Annotated in this window: 19 protein-coding genes; 9 read left to right on the forward strand and 10 right to left on the reverse strand. The window is 71.7% G+C overall.

Translation table 11 applies throughout. From position 1 onward, the window contains the following. Positions 1 to 60: 60 nt before the first annotated feature. Positions 61 to 582 carry a gamma carbonic anhydrase family protein gene (locus ABGB11_RS24840; RefSeq protein ID WP_347636395.1) on the reverse strand — a complete coding sequence of 174 codons (522 nt, stop codon included), beginning with the start codon at positions 580 to 582 and terminating at the stop codon, positions 61 to 63. 236 nt (positions 583 to 818) lie between these two features. Here ABGB11_RS24840 and ABGB11_RS24845 point away from each other — a divergent pair, with 236 nt between their 5' ends. From ABGB11_RS24845 to ABGB11_RS24865, 5 genes are all read left to right on the forward strand, one after another. Continuing rightward, positions 819 to 1,916 carry a DivIVA domain-containing protein gene (locus tag ABGB11_RS24845; RefSeq protein WP_347636397.1) on the forward strand — a complete coding sequence of 366 codons (1,098 nt, stop codon included), beginning with the start codon at positions 819 to 821 and terminating at the stop codon, positions 1,914 to 1,916. 81 nt (positions 1,917 to 1,997) lie between these two features. Continuing rightward, a complete protein-coding gene (def, locus tag ABGB11_RS24850; protein ID WP_347636398.1) occupies positions 1,998 to 2,528 on the forward strand; it encodes a peptide deformylase in 531 nt (176 codons plus the stop codon). A gap of 116 nt (positions 2,529 to 2,644) precedes the next feature. Beyond that, positions 2,645 to 3,373 carry a response regulator transcription factor gene (locus ABGB11_RS24855; RefSeq protein ID WP_347636399.1) on the forward strand — a complete coding sequence of 243 codons (729 nt, stop codon included), beginning with the start codon at positions 2,645 to 2,647 and terminating at the stop codon, positions 3,371 to 3,373. Then, positions 3,373 to 4,905, forward strand: a complete 1,533-nt coding sequence (locus tag ABGB11_RS24860; RefSeq protein WP_347636401.1) for an ATP-binding protein — start codon at positions 3,373 to 3,375, stop codon at positions 4,903 to 4,905. The genes ABGB11_RS24855 and ABGB11_RS24860 overlap by 1 nt, the downstream gene beginning before the upstream one ends. A 275-nt stretch (positions 4,906 to 5,180) precedes the next feature. Beyond that, positions 5,181 to 6,110 carry a trypsin-like peptidase domain-containing protein gene (locus ABGB11_RS24865; protein ID WP_347636402.1) on the forward strand — a complete coding sequence of 310 codons (930 nt, stop codon included), beginning with the start codon at positions 5,181 to 5,183 and terminating at the stop codon, positions 6,108 to 6,110. 145 nt (positions 6,111 to 6,255) lie between these two features. Here ABGB11_RS24865 and ABGB11_RS24870 read toward each other — a convergent pair whose 3' ends face one another. Then, positions 6,256 to 7,080 carry an oxygenase MpaB family protein gene (locus ABGB11_RS24870; protein ID WP_347636403.1) on the reverse strand — a complete coding sequence of 275 codons (825 nt, stop codon included), beginning with the start codon at positions 7,078 to 7,080 and terminating at the stop codon, positions 6,256 to 6,258. Positions 7,081 to 7,168: 88 nt separating this feature from the next. Here ABGB11_RS24870 and arfB point away from each other — a divergent pair, with 88 nt between their 5' ends. After that, positions 7,169 to 7,594 carry an alternative ribosome rescue aminoacyl-tRNA hydrolase ArfB gene (gene arfB / locus ABGB11_RS24875; protein WP_347636405.1) on the forward strand — a complete coding sequence of 142 codons (426 nt, stop codon included), beginning with the start codon at positions 7,169 to 7,171 and terminating at the stop codon, positions 7,592 to 7,594. Between the two features lie 9 nt (positions 7,595 to 7,603). On the opposite strand, the gene ABGB11_RS24880 is transcribed toward arfB, so the two are convergent. Continuing rightward, on the reverse strand, positions 7,604 to 7,981 hold the full coding sequence (locus tag ABGB11_RS24880; RefSeq protein WP_347636406.1) for a MerR family transcriptional regulator: 378 nt from the start codon (positions 7,979 to 7,981) through the stop codon (positions 7,604 to 7,606). A gap of 55 nt (positions 7,982 to 8,036) precedes the next feature. On the opposite strand from ABGB11_RS24880, the gene ABGB11_RS24885 reads away from it, so the two are divergent. Then, positions 8,037 to 8,906: a polysaccharide deacetylase family protein gene (locus ABGB11_RS24885; RefSeq protein ID WP_347636407.1), complete on the forward strand. Its 870-nt coding sequence runs from the start codon at positions 8,037 to 8,039 to the stop codon at positions 8,904 to 8,906. Between the two features lie 10 nt (positions 8,907 to 8,916). On the opposite strand, the gene ABGB11_RS24890 is transcribed toward ABGB11_RS24885, so the two are convergent. From ABGB11_RS24890 to ABGB11_RS24900, 3 genes are all read right to left on the reverse strand, one after another. Next, positions 8,917 to 9,633, reverse strand: a complete 717-nt coding sequence (locus ABGB11_RS24890) for a L,D-transpeptidase family protein (RefSeq protein WP_347636409.1) — start codon at positions 9,631 to 9,633, stop codon at positions 8,917 to 8,919. Between the two features lie 175 nt (positions 9,634 to 9,808). Next, entirely contained in the window at positions 9,809 to 10,621 is an 813-nt protein-coding gene (locus ABGB11_RS24895; RefSeq protein WP_347636410.1) for a crotonase/enoyl-CoA hydratase family protein, read from the reverse strand. A 7-nt stretch (positions 10,622 to 10,628) separates the two neighbouring features. Continuing rightward, on the reverse strand, positions 10,629 to 11,402 hold the full coding sequence (locus ABGB11_RS24900; protein WP_347636411.1) for an SDR family NAD(P)-dependent oxidoreductase: 774 nt from the start codon (positions 11,400 to 11,402) through the stop codon (positions 10,629 to 10,631). Positions 11,403 to 11,566: 164 nt separating this feature from the next. On the opposite strand from ABGB11_RS24900, the gene ABGB11_RS24905 reads away from it, so the two are divergent. Together ABGB11_RS24905 and ABGB11_RS24910 are read left to right on the forward strand one after the other, a co-directional pair. Next, positions 11,567 to 12,415: an SDR family oxidoreductase gene (locus ABGB11_RS24905; RefSeq protein ID WP_347636413.1), complete on the forward strand. Its 849-nt coding sequence runs from the start codon at positions 11,567 to 11,569 to the stop codon at positions 12,413 to 12,415. After that, positions 12,415 to 13,434, forward strand: a complete 1,020-nt coding sequence (locus tag ABGB11_RS24910) for a DNA topoisomerase IB (protein ID WP_347636414.1) — start codon at positions 12,415 to 12,417, stop codon at positions 13,432 to 13,434. The genes ABGB11_RS24905 and ABGB11_RS24910 overlap by 1 nt, the downstream gene beginning before the upstream one ends. 13 nt (positions 13,435 to 13,447) lie before the next feature. Here the strand turns inward: ABGB11_RS24910 and ABGB11_RS24915 are convergent, their stop codons facing one another. The 4 genes from ABGB11_RS24915 to ABGB11_RS24930 all read right to left on the reverse strand — a co-directional run bounded on the left by ABGB11_RS24915 (position 13,448) and on the right by ABGB11_RS24930 (position 16,587). Continuing rightward, positions 13,448 to 14,209 carry a metallophosphoesterase gene (locus ABGB11_RS24915; protein WP_347636416.1) on the reverse strand — a complete coding sequence of 254 codons (762 nt, stop codon included), beginning with the start codon at positions 14,207 to 14,209 and terminating at the stop codon, positions 13,448 to 13,450. Beyond that, a complete protein-coding gene (locus tag ABGB11_RS24920; RefSeq protein ID WP_347636417.1) occupies positions 14,206 to 14,451 on the reverse strand; it encodes a BON domain-containing protein in 246 nt (81 codons plus the stop codon). The genes ABGB11_RS24915 and ABGB11_RS24920 overlap by 4 nt, the downstream gene beginning before the upstream one ends. 16 nt (positions 14,452 to 14,467) lie before the next feature. Continuing rightward, entirely contained in the window at positions 14,468 to 15,094 is a 627-nt protein-coding gene (locus ABGB11_RS24925) for a hypothetical protein (RefSeq protein ID WP_347636419.1), read from the reverse strand. Between the two features lie 74 nt (positions 15,095 to 15,168). Beyond that, positions 15,169 to 16,587, reverse strand: coding sequence for a family 1 glycosylhydrolase (locus ABGB11_RS24930; protein WP_347636420.1), 1,419 nt, complete (start codon positions 16,585 to 16,587; stop codon positions 15,169 to 15,171). Positions 16,588 to 16,956: the final 369 nt, after the last annotated feature.

The following is a 16,956-nucleotide window of genomic DNA, read 5'->3' on the forward strand; positions in this document are numbered from 1 at the left end:
CCCCCATCGGCCGCGGAGCCGCGTCCTCGCAGGTCAGAAGGGCCTCAATTCGGCCCTAGGTCACCGCCACTCCGCGGTGCGGTGCCGCTCGGCCTTCTTCACATAGGTATCGGGGGTGTACTCCAGCACCGCCCGGTCGTCGTCGGTCAGTTCCCGGACGATCTTGCCGGGCGTCCCGGCGACCAGCACCCCGGAGGGGATCTTCTTGCCGGGCGGGACGAGGGCGCCCGCCGCGATGAGCGTCCCGGAGCCGACGCGGGCGCCGTTCAGCACGATGGCGCCGATCCCGACGAGCGAGCCCGTCTCGATGTGGGCGCCGTGCACCATCGCCTTGTGGCCGAGGCTGACGCGGTCCTCCAGGACGGCGGGCAGCCCGGGGTCGGAGTGCAGGCAGCTGAGGTCCTGGATGTTGCACTCGTCGCCGACCACGATCTCCTCGTCGTCGCCGCGGAGCACCGAGCCGTACCAGACACTGGACGCGCGCCCCAGCGTCACCCGTCCGACGACGACCGCGCCGGGCGCGACCCACGCGGTCGGATCGATCGTCGGACTGTCCCCGCCCAGCGTTCCCAGGTAGCTCATGGCGCCGATGGTAGCCGCCGCCCCTTGACACCTTTTCGCCGGAGTTCGGGTACTTTGTCGCCGCCGTCCATATGAAGAAACTGCAGCGAGACGCGTGTTCCGGTTGCGCGAATGGGGTGGACCGGACAAGAGTCGGTTCCGACGTCTCCCCACCGTGGGCAGCTCACCGGCGGGCGAGGATCGCATTCTGGCCGACCCTGACGGGGTGATCCCCGCCAACGACCCCCCAAGGCACCATGAGCAACGAAGCCGAAATCCTGCCGAACCTCCTCCAAGAAGAGTCCTTCGAGATCGTCATGCGCGGCTACAACCGCCGCCAGGTCGACGACTACATCGCCCGCGCCCAGCAGAAGCACCGCGAACTGGAGGCGCGGCTCGCTCGCGCGCAGGACGAGATCGAGCGGATCCGCCGCGAGATGGCCGAGGTCCGGGAGGCCCGCAAGCCGACCGGCGACGACCTGAGCGACCGGCTCCGCCAGATCATCAACCTCGCCGAGGACGAGGCCCAGGACAAGATCGCCGAGGCCGAGGCCAAGGGCAACGAGATCCGCCAGGACGCCGAGCAGGAGTCCAAGCGCATCATCGACGACGCCCGCGCGCACGCCGAGAAGAACCTCGGCCAGGCGCAGGAGAAGGCCGACACCATGCTGGCCTCGGCCAAGAAGGAGTCGGAGAGCGTCCTGTCGTCCGCCAAGCAGGAGGCCGAGCAGACGGTGACCAGCGCGCGGCTGGAGGCCGAGCGCACCCTCACCGCGTCCGAGCGCCGGGCCAGCGTGATCAACGAGGGCGCGACGCAGCGGCTCACGGCGCTCACCAAGAACCACACCCAGGCCCTGCAGCGGCTCACCGAGATCAGCGACACCCTGCACCGGCTGCTCACCGCCGAGAACGAGGCGGGCCCGCTGGAGAAGATGGTCGAGGACGCCGTCCGGCAGAGCCCGCCGGCCCGCGCGCAGGCCAAGCAGGCGCCGCCCGCGCAGCCCGCCCCGGCGGCCAAGCCCGCGACGCCGTCCGCGGCCCCGTCCTCCACGTCCACCGGTCCGAAGCCGACGCCGGCCGCGGCCAAGCCGGCCCCGGCGACCCCGCCGGCCACGGCCAAGCCGACCCCGCCGGCCACGGCCAAGCCGGCCCCGGCGGCCGCGCCCGCCGCCCCGGCGAGCCCGCCGCAGACCGCGCCCCCGGTCAAGAAGCCGGAGCCGTCCCCGGCCGCCGACGCCCCGGCGCAGCCCGCCCCGCAGCAGCAGCCCAAGCCCGCGCGTCCCGCCGACGACTCCGGCGGCCCCTCCACGGCCCCCATCCCGCCGCAGCAGCCCCGCGGCCCCATCGAGTTGTAAGGCGCTCGCGCGCGGTCAGGCGGCGCGTCCGGTCCGAACGGCCCGGACGCGCCGCCTGACGCGTTCTATAGGATCTTCCGGGTGAGCAAGAGGACCCACACGCGCCGCGGAACCGCACGTCCGGTCAGGCTGCTCGGGGACCCGGTCCTGCGCACCGAGTGCGACCCGGTCCGGACGTTCGACCAGTCGCTGGAACGCCTCGTCGACGACATGTTCGTCACCATGTACGAGGAGGACGGCGCCGGGCTCGCCGGCAACCAGATCGGCGTCGGCCTGCGGATCTTCGTCTACGACTGCGAGGACGACAAGGGGCGCCGGCACATCGGCCACGTCGTCAACCCGACGCTCGTCGCCGCCGACGGGGACGTGCTCGTCGAGTCGGAAGGCTGCCTGTCCGTCCCCGGGATGCGGTTCGACACCCCCCGGTACTCGCACGCCGTCGTCGAGGGCGTGGACATGAAGGGCAAGCCCGTCCGCGTCGAGGGCACCGGCTACTTCGCCCGCTGCCTCCAGCACGAGTGCGGCCACCTGGAGGGGAAGGTCTACATCGACGTCCTGTCCGGGGAGGCCCGCAAGGAGGCCATGCGGGCCATCCGCGCACTCCGCCAGTAGCACGCGCCTTCCAGGACGCCCCGCCGCGGACGCTCAACCGATCCTCTGCGCGCATTCAGGGGACATTCAGGTTGGGATGGGAATCTCTGCGATGATGTGGAGGGGGACTGTGCACAGTGGTTGAACGTACGGCGAACGGCACTAAGGCGTCAGAAGCGACACTGCTCGTCGTCGAGGACGAGCCCAACATCCTGGAACTCCTCGCCGGCAGCCTCCGCTTCACCGGATTCGACGTGGTCACCGCCACCAACGGCGCGGACGCGGTGCAGGCGGCGCGGCGGCACCGCCCCGACCTCATCGTCCTGGACGTGATGCTGCCCGACATCGACGGGTTCGACGTCGCGCGGCGGCTGCGGTCCGGCGGCGACCACACCCCCGTGCTCTTCCTCACCGCGCGGGACGCCGTCCAGGACCGCATCAAGGGGCTGACGATCGGCGGCGACGACTACGTCACCAAGCCGTTCAGCCTGGAGGAGGTCATCGCCCGCATCCGCGCCGTCCTGCGGCGGTTCCGCGGCGGCGTGACCGAGCCGCCGCCGCGGATGGTGTTCGCGGACGTCGAGCTGGACGAGGACAGCCACGAGGTGTGGCGCGGCGGCAAGGCGATCCAGCTGTCGCCGACGGAGTTCAAGCTGCTGCGCTACTTCATGGCCAACGCGGGCCGCGTCGTGTCCAAGGCGCAGATCCTCGACCACGTGTGGAACTACGACTTCCGCGGCGACGCGGGCATCGTCGAGTCGTACGTCTCCGCGCTGCGCCGCAAGGTGGACAACACCGAGCCGCGCCTCATCCACACCCTGCGCGGTGTGGGCTACGTGTTGCGCGAGCCGTCGAGAACGGGCTGATGGCCGCGCGGGTCCCGGCGCCGGCGGCACGTCCGGCGCCGGGGGGCGTCATCGCCGGGGAGCGGCACCCGTTCGGGGGCATCGAGCGGCTGTGGGGCCGGACGTCGCTGCGCGTCAAGCTGCTCGCCGGGATGCTCGTCCTCGTCACGCTCGGGATGACGGTGATGAGCGCGGCGGGCGCGTCGGTGCTGCGGCAGTACCTCGTCGGGCGCGCCGACGACCAGCTGCGCGGCTCGGTCGGGCGGGCGATCGACCAGGTCGTCCCGCAGCTGCGGCGCGGGCAGACGCAGATCACGGTGCGCATCCCGAGCGAGATGTACGGGCAGGTCCGCACCACCGACGGGCGCCCGCTCGGGCAGAACGAGGCGTGGAGCGAGTCCGGCCATCCGCGGCTCCCGGCCAACCTGACCGGGCGCATCGACCGGCCGTTCACGGTGTCGGGGACGGGCGGCTCCACCTGGCGGATCCTCGCCGAGCCGATCCCCGGCGGCGCCCTGATCGTCCTCGCGTTCAGCATGGACGAGATCGACCGGACGGTCCGGCGGCTGGTGGCGATCGACGCGATCGTGGGGCTGCTGGTGCTGGCCGTGCTGGTCGTGCTCGGCGTGTGGGTCGTCCGGGCGAGCCTGCGCCCGCTGTCGGCGGTGGAGGAGACGGCGGGCGCGATCGCGGCGGGCGACCTGTCCCGGCGCGTCCCGCAGGCCGATCCGCGGACCGAGATGGGCCGGCTCGGCCGGTCGCTGAACACCATGCTCGGGCAGATCGAGGCGGCGTTCGGCGCCCGCGCGGAGTCGGAGGCGGCGGCGCGGCGCTCGGAGGAGACGGCGCTGCGGTCGGAGGAGCGGATGCGGCGGTTCGTCGCGGACGCCAGCCACGAACTGCGCACCCCGCTGACCGCGATCCGCGGCTTCGCCGAGTTCTACCGGCAGGGCGCGGCCCGGAGTCCGGCGGAGCTGGACCGGCTGATCGGCCGGATCGAGGAGACCGCGTCCCGGATGGGCCTGCTCGTGGAGGACCTGCTGCTGCTCGCCCGCCTGGACCGGCAGCGGCCGATCGAGCGCCGCCCGGTGGACCTGCTCGCCGTCGCCGCCGACTCCGTCCAGGAGGCCAGGGTCCTCGCGCCCGAGCGCACCATCGACCTGTCCGTCGAGGGAGGCCTGGCGTACCAGGTGCTCGGGGACGAGCCGCGGCTGCGCCAGGTCCTGGGGAACCTGCTCGGCAACGCGATCGCGCACACGCCGGAGGGCACGCCGGTCGAGGTGCGGCTCTCCCCCGGGACGCTGCGCGGGTCGCCGGCCGCGGTCGTCGCCGTCGCGGACGAGGGGCCGGGCCTCTCGCCCGAGCAGGCGGAGCGCGTCTTCGAGCGGTTCTACCGCGCCGACGACGCCCGCTCCCGCGACCACGGCGGCGCGGGCCTCGGTCTCGCCATCGTCGCCGCGCTCGTCGCCGCGCACGAGGGCACCGTCGAGGCCGACTCCGCACCGGGCGAGGGCGCGACGTTCCGGGTCGTCCTGCCGCTGTCCGACGACTAGCGGGAATTCGCGGCGCGCTTTCAGGAAACCTTCAGGCGGGTGCGCTTAGGTGGCTCGCACAGGGCGCGCCCCGGTCTCGACGGGGGCCGGGAGTACGCGCCCTGGCCAGCACGAAGGCCGGGGGCGGGCACCGCGGCCGGGGGACGGCGCGCCGCCCGTTCCTCGGCCGCGGTTTTCATGACATATCGGCGTTCAGCACACTCTCAGGTTGGTTGCAGGGGCCCTGCAGCCCCCTGCCGCACTGTCGATGGTGAGAGAGACGACAGGGGATCCACATGAACGCCGACCGGCCGCAGCAGCCGCCCTGGGAGCCCGTCCAGCCGGGCTTCGCCCACGCCCCGTGGGCGGGGAGCGTCCCGCCGCCGGCGGAGCCGCGTCCGGGCCCGTTCGGCACGGCGCGCCGCAAGCTCCTGGCGGCGGGGGCCGCCCTGGCGCTGGCCCTCGGCGCGGGGACGGCCGGCGCGGCGATGGCGCTGGCGGTCGCGCACGAGAGCACGGTCTATTCGAGCCCGACGGCCGTGTCGGGCACCTCCGCCAAGGGCGGGACGACCGCGCAGGTCGCGGCGGCCGTCCAGCCGAGCGTGGTGTCGATCCAGGCGCAGGTGCCGGGCGGCACCTCCGGAGGGTCGGGCGTGATCCTGCGCTCGGACGGCGTCATCATGACGAACGCGCACGTGGTGTCGGGCGCGCGGCAGGTCGCGGTGAAGTTCAGCGACGGCAGGACGGCGTCCGCCCGCGTCCTCGGCGCCCAGAGCCGCGACGACATCGCTGTGATCAAGGCGGAGGGCGTGTCGGGCCTGAAGCCGGCGACGCTCGGCGACAGCTCCGCGCTGGCCGTCGGCGACCAGGTCCTCGCCGTGGGCAGCCCGCTCGGGCTGGACGGCTCGGTCACGTCCGGCATCGTCAGCGCCCTCGGCCGCGAGATCCAGGAAGGCGAATCCGACCCTCAACTGCCGCCGGGCCTGCGCGGGCGGCTGTCCCAGCAGCAGCAGACCGTGATCAAGAACGCCATCCAGACCGACGCCGCCATCAACCCCGGCAACTCGGGCGGCGCGCTGGTGAACGCCTCCGGCCAGGTGATCGGCGTCAACACCGCCATCCTCACCGCCGGGAACAGCGAGGGGAACATCGGGGTCGGCTTCGCCATCCCGGTCAACTCCGCGAAGCAGACCGCCGGCCAGATCATCGCCGGCGCCAAGGGCTGACCCGGGATCGCCGTCCGTTCCGGGCTCTGGGGGGAGCGGGCGGACGGACGGAGTTCCGGGTCAGGGGGTCCTTCCGGCCGGGCCGGGTTCGGGAGGACCGTGCAAGGGAGAACGGCCGCGCGGCTGCTCTGGGTCGCGCGGCCGTTCAGCTCCGCACCGTCACCGCGGGCCGCCGCTTCACCTTCGCCAGCATCCGCCGCGTGGTGAACATGTAGTACTCCCTCGGCAGGGTCCGGACGCGCAGCGGGAGCCGCGGGTACACCAGGGCCAGCGCGCCGACCAGGAGCCGGAAGCGGCGCTCGCGCCCGGCGTCCCACGTCCATCCGTACTGCTCGCGGATCGGCGCCGGCATCAGCCCAGCGGTGAGCAGCCGCATCGCCGCCATCCCGGCCGCGCTGAGCGGCCCGCCCGGCAGCTTCGGATTCAGCACCTGGTGCGCGACCGCCCGCGACGCGTCGCTGATCTCCAGGCTCTGGAGCATGTCCGCGTAGTACCGGCGGAACTCGGGGTACGTCCGCGGGAGCCGCTCCTCCGGGCACCCGAGGATCGTGGCGTAGATCTTGGTCTGCCCGTAGAACTCCTCCAGCTCGGCGTCGCTGAGCGTCCTCCGGAAGAGCAGCTGGTGGAACTGCGCGGCCACCGCGAACAGCGTGGCCCCGACCCACACCTGCAACTCCGGATCGTTCGCCTCGTAGTCGGGCCCGGTGACCGTGTCGTGCCCTCTGGAGACGAGGGCGCTGAAGGTCTCGGCCTCCTCCCGCGTCCCGAACTGCACCGCGTAGAGCCACCCCATGGTGTTCCGCAGGCGGCGCAGCGGGTCGTTCGCGGTGTAGCTGTGGTCGTACACCCCCTGCGCCACCTTGGGATGCGCCGTCTGGAGCAGCGACGCGGCCCCGCCCGCCGCGATCAGCGCCCCCTCTCTCGTGATGACGCGGATGAGGTCGTCGTCCTGGAACAGTCCGTCGGTCATGGCGATCAGTGTAAGTAACCACTTGCGTCCCGCGCAGCCCGGGGGTTAATCGAACGACAAGATCACCGGGTTTTGCGACAATGGAGGCATGTCCGCCCCGATCCATGTCCGCGGCTCGGTCTCCATCCCGGAGTCCGAGCTCGGCTGGCGTTTCTCCCGCTCCTCGGGCCCGGGCGGGCAGCACGTCAACACCAGCGCCACCGCGGCCGAACTCTCCTTCGACGTGGCGAACTCGCCGTCCCTGCCCGAGCACCTGCGGGCCCGCGCCCTCGACCGGCTCTCCGGCCGCCTCGTCCGCGGCGTCCTCACCATCCGCGCCGAGGAGTACCGCTCCCAGCAGCGCAACCGGGACGCCGCCCGCACCCGCCTCGCCACGCTCCTCGCCGAGGCCACGGCCCCGCCCCCGAAGAAGCGCGTCCCGAAGAAGGTCCCCCGGGGCATCAACGAGCGCCGCCTGGAGAACAAGAAGCGCCGCTCGGCTATCAAGCGGCAGCGCACCACCCGCTGGGACTGACCACTCCGCTCAGGCGGACGGCCGGGCGGGGAGGCCCGTGGCGGCGTCGATCACTTCGTCGAGGACGTCGCGGGAGTTCGCCAGCTCGGTGATCATGCGGTCGATGCGGTCGCGCTCCTCGGCGAGGTCGGCGACAAGCCTGGGGGTGGCGATCTCCGACGGGCCGCCGTCCGCGTCCCGCATGCACGGGAGCAGGCGGGCGATCTTCTTGCTGGTCAGGCCCGCGGCGAACAGCTCCTGGATGCGGATCACCCGGTCGACCGCCCGCTCGGGGTAGTCGCGGTGGCCGCCCGGGGTACGGTCGGACGCCAGCAGCCCCTGCTGCTCGTAGTAGCGCAGCGACCGTTCGCTGACTCCCGTGCGCTTCGCGAGCTCACCTATCCGCATCCGGCCCTCCCGCGGGGTTGAATCTGACACCGATGTTAGCTTTTACCGTGTCGGAATGACGAACACAGCGGAGAACCGCCTCTTCGACTACAGCCCGATCACCGAACGTCCTCCCCTCCACTGGCCCGACGGCGCCAAGGTCGCCGTGTACATCGGGCTCAACGTCGAGCACTTCCTGATCGACCGGCCGTCCACCAGCATCTGGCCGGGCACCGCCGACCTCGTCCCCGACGCGCTCAACCACGGCTGGCGCGACTACGGCGCCCGCGTCGGCATCTGGCGGACGATCGAGAGCCTGGACCGGCACGGCGTCCGGCCGAGCGTGCTGCTGAACTCCGCGGTCGCCGAGCACAACCCGCAGATCATCCAGGCCGGGCTCGACCGGGACTGGGCCTGGCTCGCGCACGGCCGGACGAACTCGATCCTCCAGGCGGGCATGGATCGCGAGGAGGAGCGGCACTTCCTCGACGACGTCGTCGGCACCATCACCAAAGCCACCGGGCGGCGCCCGCGCGGATGGATGGGACCGGGGCTGACCGAGACGTTCAACACCCCCGAGCTGCTCGCCGAACTCGGCCTCTCCTACGTGCTGGACTGGACCAACGACGACCAGCCGTACCGGCTGAAGGTCCCCGGCATGATCAGCGTCCCGTACACGGTGGAGCTCAACGACCTGCTGATGTTCGGCCGGGGGTACACCGGGCCGGAGTTCCTGCAGGCCGTCAAGGACCAGTACGAGCAGCTGCGCGCCGACTCCGGGACGAGCGGACGGGTGATGGCGCTGGCCCTGCACCCGTTCGTGATCAGCCAGCCGTTCCGGCACAAGTACCTGGACCAGGCGCTGGAGTTCCTCGCGGCCCAGCCCGACGCCTGGCTCACCACCAGCGACGACATCGCGGAGCACTACCTGGCGACCACCGCTTGAGAAGGGGCGGTCAGCGGAAGAGGGCCTGCCGCGTCCCCATGATGATCCGATCGTGGGGACGCAGGGTCCCCATCACGGTCTCCAGTTCGGGACGGGCCATGGAGACGCAGCCGGCCGTCGGGCCCGCCCCGACGTGCATGAAGATGGCCGAGCCGTTCCCCTGGACGATCGGGGAGTCCGGCGGCCGGTTGTAGTCGATCACCACGGCCTGCCGGTAGGGGCCGTCCTTCATGATCTGCGAGAGGTCCTCGTCGGCGGGCAGGCACGTGCCGCGGTAGTAGCGGTTGTAGCGCTCGTCGCCGATGGTCGAGCCCCAGCAGTCGCCGGTGTCGCGCAGGGTCCGGTACGGGAGCGCGGTGCCCGGATCGCCTTCGCCGAACGCCTCGGTCAGGCTGTAGGAGCCGGTCGGGGACATGCCGTCACCCTCGCGTTTGGCGCCGGGCTCGGCGTAGCCGTTCCGGCCCACATGTCCCGGGGTGCCCAGGACCTTTCTCCAGGAGCGTCCTTTGCGGACGCATTCGGTGACGGTCACCTCGGTCGTCCCGTAGGCGGCCGCGACCGCGAAGACCACATGCCTGGCGGCGCCCGGGTCGTAGCGCGACTCGCCCCGGTTGAGCGCCTGGCATGGATCGTGTCCGGCGCTCTCCCTCGCGGACGCCTGGGGAACGAAGACGAACGGCGCGGCGAGCGCGACCGCGCAGAATGCCACGACCCGTGCGACGCCCATGGACTCTCCCGGTGACCTCGGTGATCGTTCCGCGGTTGATCTCTACCCGCGGCAAGGTCATCTCACGCGGCCTCACCCCCTCCCCGCGTGCGGGGCCCGCGCGGCCGCATCAGGGACGAACGCCAAGACGCCCGGAACGGGGAGGTTCCGGGCGTCTGGCGGGACTCGGGCGAGGCTACTCGCCCTTCCAGTTCGGCTTGCGCTTCTCGGCGAAGGCCGCCGGGCCCTCCTGGGCGTCCTTCGACGTGAAGACGGGCAGCGTGATGTCCTGCTGCTTCTTCCACGCCTCGGCGGACGTCCAGTCGGCGGACTCGACGATGACCTTCTTCGTCGCCGCGAGCGCCAGCGGGGCGTTCTCGGCGACCTTGAGGGCCAGCTCCTTGGCCGCGGCGAGCGCGCCGCCGGCCTCGGCGAGCCGGTTGACGAACCCGAGCTCGGCCATCCGCTCCGCCGGGTACTTGTCGCCGGTGAGGGCGATCTCCATGGCGATGTGGAACGGGATGCGCTGTGGCAGGCGCAGCAGGCCGCCGCCGGCGGCGACCAGCCCGCGCTTGGGCTCCGGCAGCCCGAACTGGGCGTCCCGCGCCGCGACGATCATGTCGCAGGCCAGCGCCACCTCGCAGCCGCCGGCGAGCGCGTAGCCCTCCACGGCGGCGATCAGCGGCTTGGCCGCCGGGCGCTCGGTGATGCCGGCGAACCCGCGGCCCTCGACGACGGGGTTGTCGCCGGTCAGGAAGCCCTTGAGGTCCATGCCGGCGCAGAACGTCCCGCCGGCGCCGGTGAGGATGCCGATGGACAGGTCCTTGCGGGAGTCGAGCTCGTCGACGGCCGCCGCGATCCCCTTCGCCACCTCGCCGTTGACCGCGTTGCGGGCCTCCGGGCGGTTGATGGTGATGACGAGGACCGCACCGTCTTCGTCTGTCAGCACAGCGCCGTTGCCGGGGGGCGCGGGGTTCCGTCCCCCCTCGGGTGATACAGCGTCGGTCATGAGTGCCTCACTTCGGCTGGAAGCGGATGCCGCCGTCGAAACGGATCGTCTCGCCGTTCATGTAGTCGTTCTCGATCAGGGACGTGACGAGGTGGGCGAACTCCGACGCCTTGCCCATCCGCTTCGGGAACGGGACGGGCGCGGCGAGCTTGGCCTTGAACGCCTCCGCGGCCTCGCCCTCGCCGTAGATCGGGGTGTCGATGATGCCGGGGCAGATGGTGTTGACCCGGACGCCGATCGCGGCGAGGTCGCGCGCGGCCGGCAGCGTCATGCCGATGATGCCGCCCTTGGACGCCGAGTAGGCGATCTGCCCGGTCTGCCCCTCGATGCCGGCGATGGACGCGGTGTTGATCACCACGCCGCGGGCGCCGTCCGCGTCGGCGGGCTCGGTCTTGGAGATGGCGGCGGCGCCGATCCGCATCAGGTTGAAGGTGCCGATCAGGTTGACCCTGATCACGGTCTCGTAGGAGGCGAGGTCGTGCGGGCTGCCGTCCCGGTTCACGGTGCGCGAGGCCCAGCCGATGCCGGCGCTGTTGACGATGACGCGCAGCGGGGCGCCGGTGTCGACGGCGGCCTGGACGGCGGCCTGCACCTGCTCCTCGTTCGACACGTCCGTCTTGACGAAGACGCCGCCGACCTCGTCGGCGAGCGCCTTGCCCTTGTCCTCGTTCAGGTCGGCGACGACCACCTTGACGCCTTCGGCGGCCAGCGCGCGGACGGTGGCCTCACCGAGGCCGCTCGCGCCACCGGATACGACGGCGGAAACTCCGTTCAGGTCCATACAGCGACACCTTACGTGAGGGACCGAATGTGGTTCGGGATGATGGTAGCCGGACGCCGGTTCGCACGTCCCGCCGCACCCCCGGGGACTACCGAGCCGCGATATTACCCGCCGGTACCATAGGCGGGCGTTTGCTGCCCGTGACTCAGGGCATGCGGCAGCACATGAGTGAGCGTCCGGCACAGAGCCAGTCCTACCCCGGCCGCACCGGGGACATGGCACCCGAACCCCGCGACGAGATGCGCGACTACACCGGCAGCGACCAGCTGCGCGGGCGGCGGGCGCTGATCACCGGCGGCGACTCCGGGATCGGCCGCGCCACCGCCGTGGCGTTCGCCAAGGAGGGCGCCGATGTCGCGATCACCTACCTGGAGGAAGAGGACGACGCCCGGCACACCGCGGGCCTCGTCGAGGCCGCCGGCCGCCGGTGCGTGACGTTCGGCGGCGACCTCGCCGAGGAGCGGCACTGCCGCGAGGTCGTCGAGCACACCGTCCGCCGGCTGGGCGGGCTCGACCTTCTCGTCCTCCACCACGGGACGCAGACGCCGGTGAAGGACGTGCGGGAGATCGACAACGCGCAGTTGCGGCGGACGTTCGACGTGAACGTGTTCGCGCTGTTCTGGATCGTCCAGGAGGCCCTCGACCACCTGGGGCCGGGATCGAACATCATCATCACCGGGTCCATCAACGGGCTGCGCGGCAACAAGACGCTCATCGACTACTCCGCCAGCAAGGCGGCCGCGATGGCGCTGACCACCTGCCTCGCCCAGAACCTCATAGACCGCGACATCCGCGTGAACTGCGTCGCCCCCGGCCCGGTCTGGACACCCCTCATCCCGGCCACCTTCGACGAGGAGCGCGTCGAGAGCTTCGGGCAGCAGGCGCCGATGGGACGCGCCGCCGATCCCGACGAGATCGCGCCGTCCTACGTGTTCTTCGCCTCGAACCGGCTGTCGTCCTACTACACCGGCCAGACGCTGGTGCCCGCCGGCGGAGAGATCCATCCGGGCTGATGCGGCTGCGGCAGAGCGACCCGACCGGGCCCGGCTACGGGCGCCGGAAGCACGGCAAGGGGTGGGTGTATCTCGGCCTCGACGGGCGCCCCCTGGGCGACCCGGGCGAGAAGCAGCGGATCCGGTCCCTGGTCATCCCGCCCGCCTGGAAGGACGTGTGGATCTGCCCGGACGCCGACGGCCACATCCAGGCCATCGGGACGGACGCGGCCGGACGGCGCCAGTACCTCTACCACGACGCATGGCGCGAGCAGCGCGACCGGGAGAAGCACGAGCACGTCCTGGAGCTCGCCGAGCGGCTGCCGAAGGTCCGCGACACGCTCAGCGGTTTCCTCGCCGGACGAGGATATTCGCGGGAACGGGTGCTCGCCGCGGCCGTCCGGCTCATCGACCTCGGCTTCTTCCGGATCGGCGGCGAGGCGTACGCGGCGGAGAACCAGACGTACGGCCTGGCGACCGTCCTGCGGGAGCACGTCACCTGCCGGCGCGGCCACGTGACGTTCGAGTACCCGGCCAAGGGCTCCAAGGAGCGCTACCACGCCGTCGCGGAAGAGAACGTGTGCAAGGTCGTGAGCGGTCTCAAGCGGCGCGGCGACGGCGGCCCTGAGCTGCTCGCCTACCGCACGCGGAACGGCTGGCACGACGTCACCACGTCCGACATCAACGAGTTCGTCCGTGAGGTCACCGGCGGCGACTTCACCGCCAAGGACTTCCGCACCTGGCACGCGACCGTCCTCGCCGCGGTCGGGCTCGCGGTGTCGGTGCGCGCCCCGGAGAGCGACACCGCCCGCAAGCGCGCCGTCGTCCGCGTCGTCAAGGAGGTCGCGTCCTACCTGGGCAACACCCCGGCCGTCGCGCGAGCGTCCTACATCGACCCCCGGATCATCGACCTGTACGAGCAGGACACGACGATCGCCCCCGTCCTCGGCCGCCTGGGCGTGGACGCCGCCGAAGGCGATCTGGCGACCCAGGGCCCAGTGGAACAGGCCGTCCTCGACCTTCTCCGCTCAGCGCCCTGACCTCTTCCCCGGGTCACCAGGCGGAGACGCGGTTCTCGGTGTGGTGGCGGGTGGGGGGTGCCGCGGGGTCCAGGCGGTACAGCGCGTAGGCGTGCTGGAGGACCGGGAGGGCCACGTTGCGGACGCGGACGCCGCCGGAGGTCAGGCCGCGCTCGGTGCCCTTGTGGGCGTGGCCGTGGATCGCCAGGTCGGCGCCGGCCTCGTCGATCGCCTCGCCCAGCAGGTAGCTGCCGAGGAAGGGGTAGATCTCCGGCGGCTCGCCCTCGAGGGTGTCGGCGGCGGGCGAGTAGTGCGTCAGGCTGATCGTGATGTCGGCGTCCAGTTCCAGCAGGGACGCCCCGAGGCGTCCGGCGAAGTCCTTGGTGTGGCGGACGAACGCCTTCATCTCCGGCTCGCCGAAGTCGCCGGCGCACCTGCCCTCGAACCCGCCGCCGAACCCCTTGCCGCCCGCGACGCCGAGCCGCGTCCCGTCGCAGTCCAGGACGGTCCCCTCCCCTTCGAGGACGGTCACGCCCGCGTCTCGGAGAATGCCGGCGATCTCCTCCTCGGCGTCGCTGTGGTAGTCGTGGTTGCCGAGGACGGCGATCACCGGGACGCCGAGGTCGCGCAGTTCGGCCGCCGCGACGCGGCCCTCCTCGACCGTCCCGTGCCGGGTCAGGTCACCGGCGACGAGGAGGACGTCGGCATGGCCGGCCAGCCCCGCCAGGTGCCCGCGGTACTCCCCGGCCGCCTCGGGCCCCATGTGGAGATCGCCTGCCGCCGCGATGTGGATCATGAGATCCGCTCCTCCGCGTCGGGCTCGGGGACCGCGACGACGTGCAGCTCGTTGCAGATCTCGCGGCCCCCGGCGGCGACCCGGGCGGCGTCCTCCACGGCGCGGCGCCGTTCCTCGCTCACCACCTCGCCGTGCAGGTGCACGACGTCGCCGCGGACGTCCACGCGGATGCCGAGCTCGTACGCCTCCGCCGCGAGCCTCTCCTGGATGTGCGCGGACAGGTATCTCTCCTGGTCGGTCATCTCGTCCCCCGTTCGGTCACAGCACGTCCTCCCCGATGACGTCCAGCCGGGCGAGCAGGGTCAGGAACGCGTAGGCGTAGGGGGACTCGGCGGTCTCGGCGGCCACTCGCCGCCAGTCCACCTGCTCGCGCAGCGCCCGTCCCACGTGCAGGAACCCGCCGAAGTCGCAGGCCGTCTCGGTGAACGCCAGCAGCCGCATGATCATCAGGTCGGTGGCCGGGAGGACGGGCATGAACACCGCCCCGACCGCCAGCTCCTCGGCCCGGCCGAGCAGCTCGTCGTCCACCGGGCGGCCGGAGGGCGTGTGGATCAGGTCGATCGGCTGCTCACCGTCGAAGGCCTTCTCCAGCCAGTTCTCCGGGCTCTGCTGATGCATCATGCCGGCGGCGGCGAGGGCGTCCAGGGCGGCCTGGACGTCCCGCGGCCGCACCACGAAGTCGACGTCGTGCGTCGACACGGCGGCGCCGTGCGCATACGCGGCGAACCCGCCCGCGAGCGCGTAGCCGATCCCGGCGTCCCGCAGCGCGGCCGCGGCGCGCTTCAGCGCGAGCAGCAGGCCGTCCGCCGCGCCGCCGAGGCCCGGCGGCCCCGGTCCCGCGGTGCCGGACCCGCGCGGCGCGACGGCCCGCGGGTGTGTCCGCACGTCCCCCACGTGTACCCCTGGTCGTTGGCGGTGCCGTGGGACTACCCGGGGACGCGCAGGTCATGCCCCGTTCGTCAGCCCACCGAGCGGTAGGCGGCGGGCGGGGTGGGGGTGGTGCCGAGGCAGGTGGCGATGGGGTCCGCGATCGAGCACCAGCCCGGCTTGCGGACCGGCATGTACCCGGACGGGACGCCCCGGTTCGCGATGAGCGACCGGTAGGTGGGGACGGCGTCGGTCGGACGGCGCTTCAGGGACGGGTCGGTCAGCGCGTCCACCGTGTACAGGCCGAACCGCGGCCGGTAACTGCCCCACTCGTAGTTGTCGGTGAGGCTCCAGTAGTTGAAGCCCATCATCTTCACGCCCTCGGCCATGGCCCGCTGGATCCAGTAGATGTGGTCCCGCAGGTGGTTCGAGCGCGTGTAGCCGTCCGGGCGCGGCTTGCCGTCGTCGGTCGGCATGCCGTTCTCGACGATGTAGACGGGCAGGTGCGGCAGGCGGCGCTGGTAGTTCTTCAGGACGTAGTACAGGCCCTCGGGTTCGGGGTCGATCTTCCAGAACTCGCCGGTCAGCGAGTGCACCGCGGTCAGGTTCTCCAGGTTGGCGCCGTAGTAATAGTCGATGCCGATGAAGTCGAGCTTGTCCGTGACGTCGTTGAACAGCGCCGCGTCGAAGATGCCGTTGATGGCCGACCCGTAGGCGACGTTGCTCGACACGGGGGCGCCCGGATCGACCTGGTGGATCATGTCGTAGGCGGCGCGGTGCGTCTTGATCAGGGCGTCGCGCATCGTCATCATCTGCCCGAGGTCCATCGGGCGGGTGGTCAGCTCTTTGTAGATGTAGGCGCTGGCCTCGTTGAAGGTGATCCAGATGACGCCCTGGCCCTTGTACCTGTTCACGATGTAGCGCGCGTTGCGCAGCCAGTCGTCCTGGGTCTTCGGGTCGTCCCAGGCGCCCTGGTCGGCGACCCACCCGGGGTACACCCAGTGGTCGAGCGTGAGCATGGGACGCATCCCGTTCGCCTTGATCCGGCGGACGAGGTCGTCGTAGTACGCGATCGCGGCGGGATCACGGTGGCCGCGGCGCGGTTCGATGCGGGACCACTCGACGGACGTCCGGAAGACGCTCACGCCGAGCCCCTTGGCGAGCTTCAGGTCACCGGGATAGCGGTGCCGGAAGTCGACGGAGTTCCCGTACGGGTCCTCGACCCCGGGGGCCTCGTTCTCGGCGTATCTCGTCCAGTTGCTGTCGGGGAACGACCCTTCGCTCTGGAAACCGCTGGTGGCGACGCCCCAGAGGAACCCGGGCGGGAACTTGACGGTCGAGGGCTTGGCCGCCGCCGGTTGGGCGGCGGAGGTCGTCGCGGTGGCAGGGGACGCTGCGGTGGCGGGGGACGCTGCGGTCAGCGCGAGCGTGACCGAGAGGGCGAGGGCTGGGAGGAGATGGACGGGGCGTGCTCTGCCGGGCCTGCCGAACACGGGGCTCCCTCCGGTCACAGGACATGAATCTCCTTCGCACTACAGGGGTGCTCGCCGCCGCCGTCAATGGCCGCACATGGCCGGATCCGGCAACCCCACCCCCCGTCCCGGCTGTGCCGCACATCACAGATCAATAAATGAACCACACCCTTAACGGTCGCATGTGACTCACTTCACAATTCGTGAATTCCCTCGATCATCCATGCTGGCAGAACGGTAGACCGCAGTCTCAATCGGACGGCCGTCCGGCGAAGAAATGGCTTCGTGATTTGCCAGCCGTCGCGGACGCTGGCTAGCTTCCTGCCCGGTTCATGCGGCACATCGGCCGCCAGGACAGCAGAACACGCAACCCGGCGCACGGCGGCGGCGCGCCCGGCCCCCGACGAG

The sequence above is a fragment of the Actinomadura sp. B10D3 genome (assembly GCF_039871695.1).
GTDB classification, from domain to species: Bacteria; Actinomycetota; Actinomycetes; order Streptosporangiales; family Streptosporangiaceae; genus Spirillospora; species Spirillospora madurae.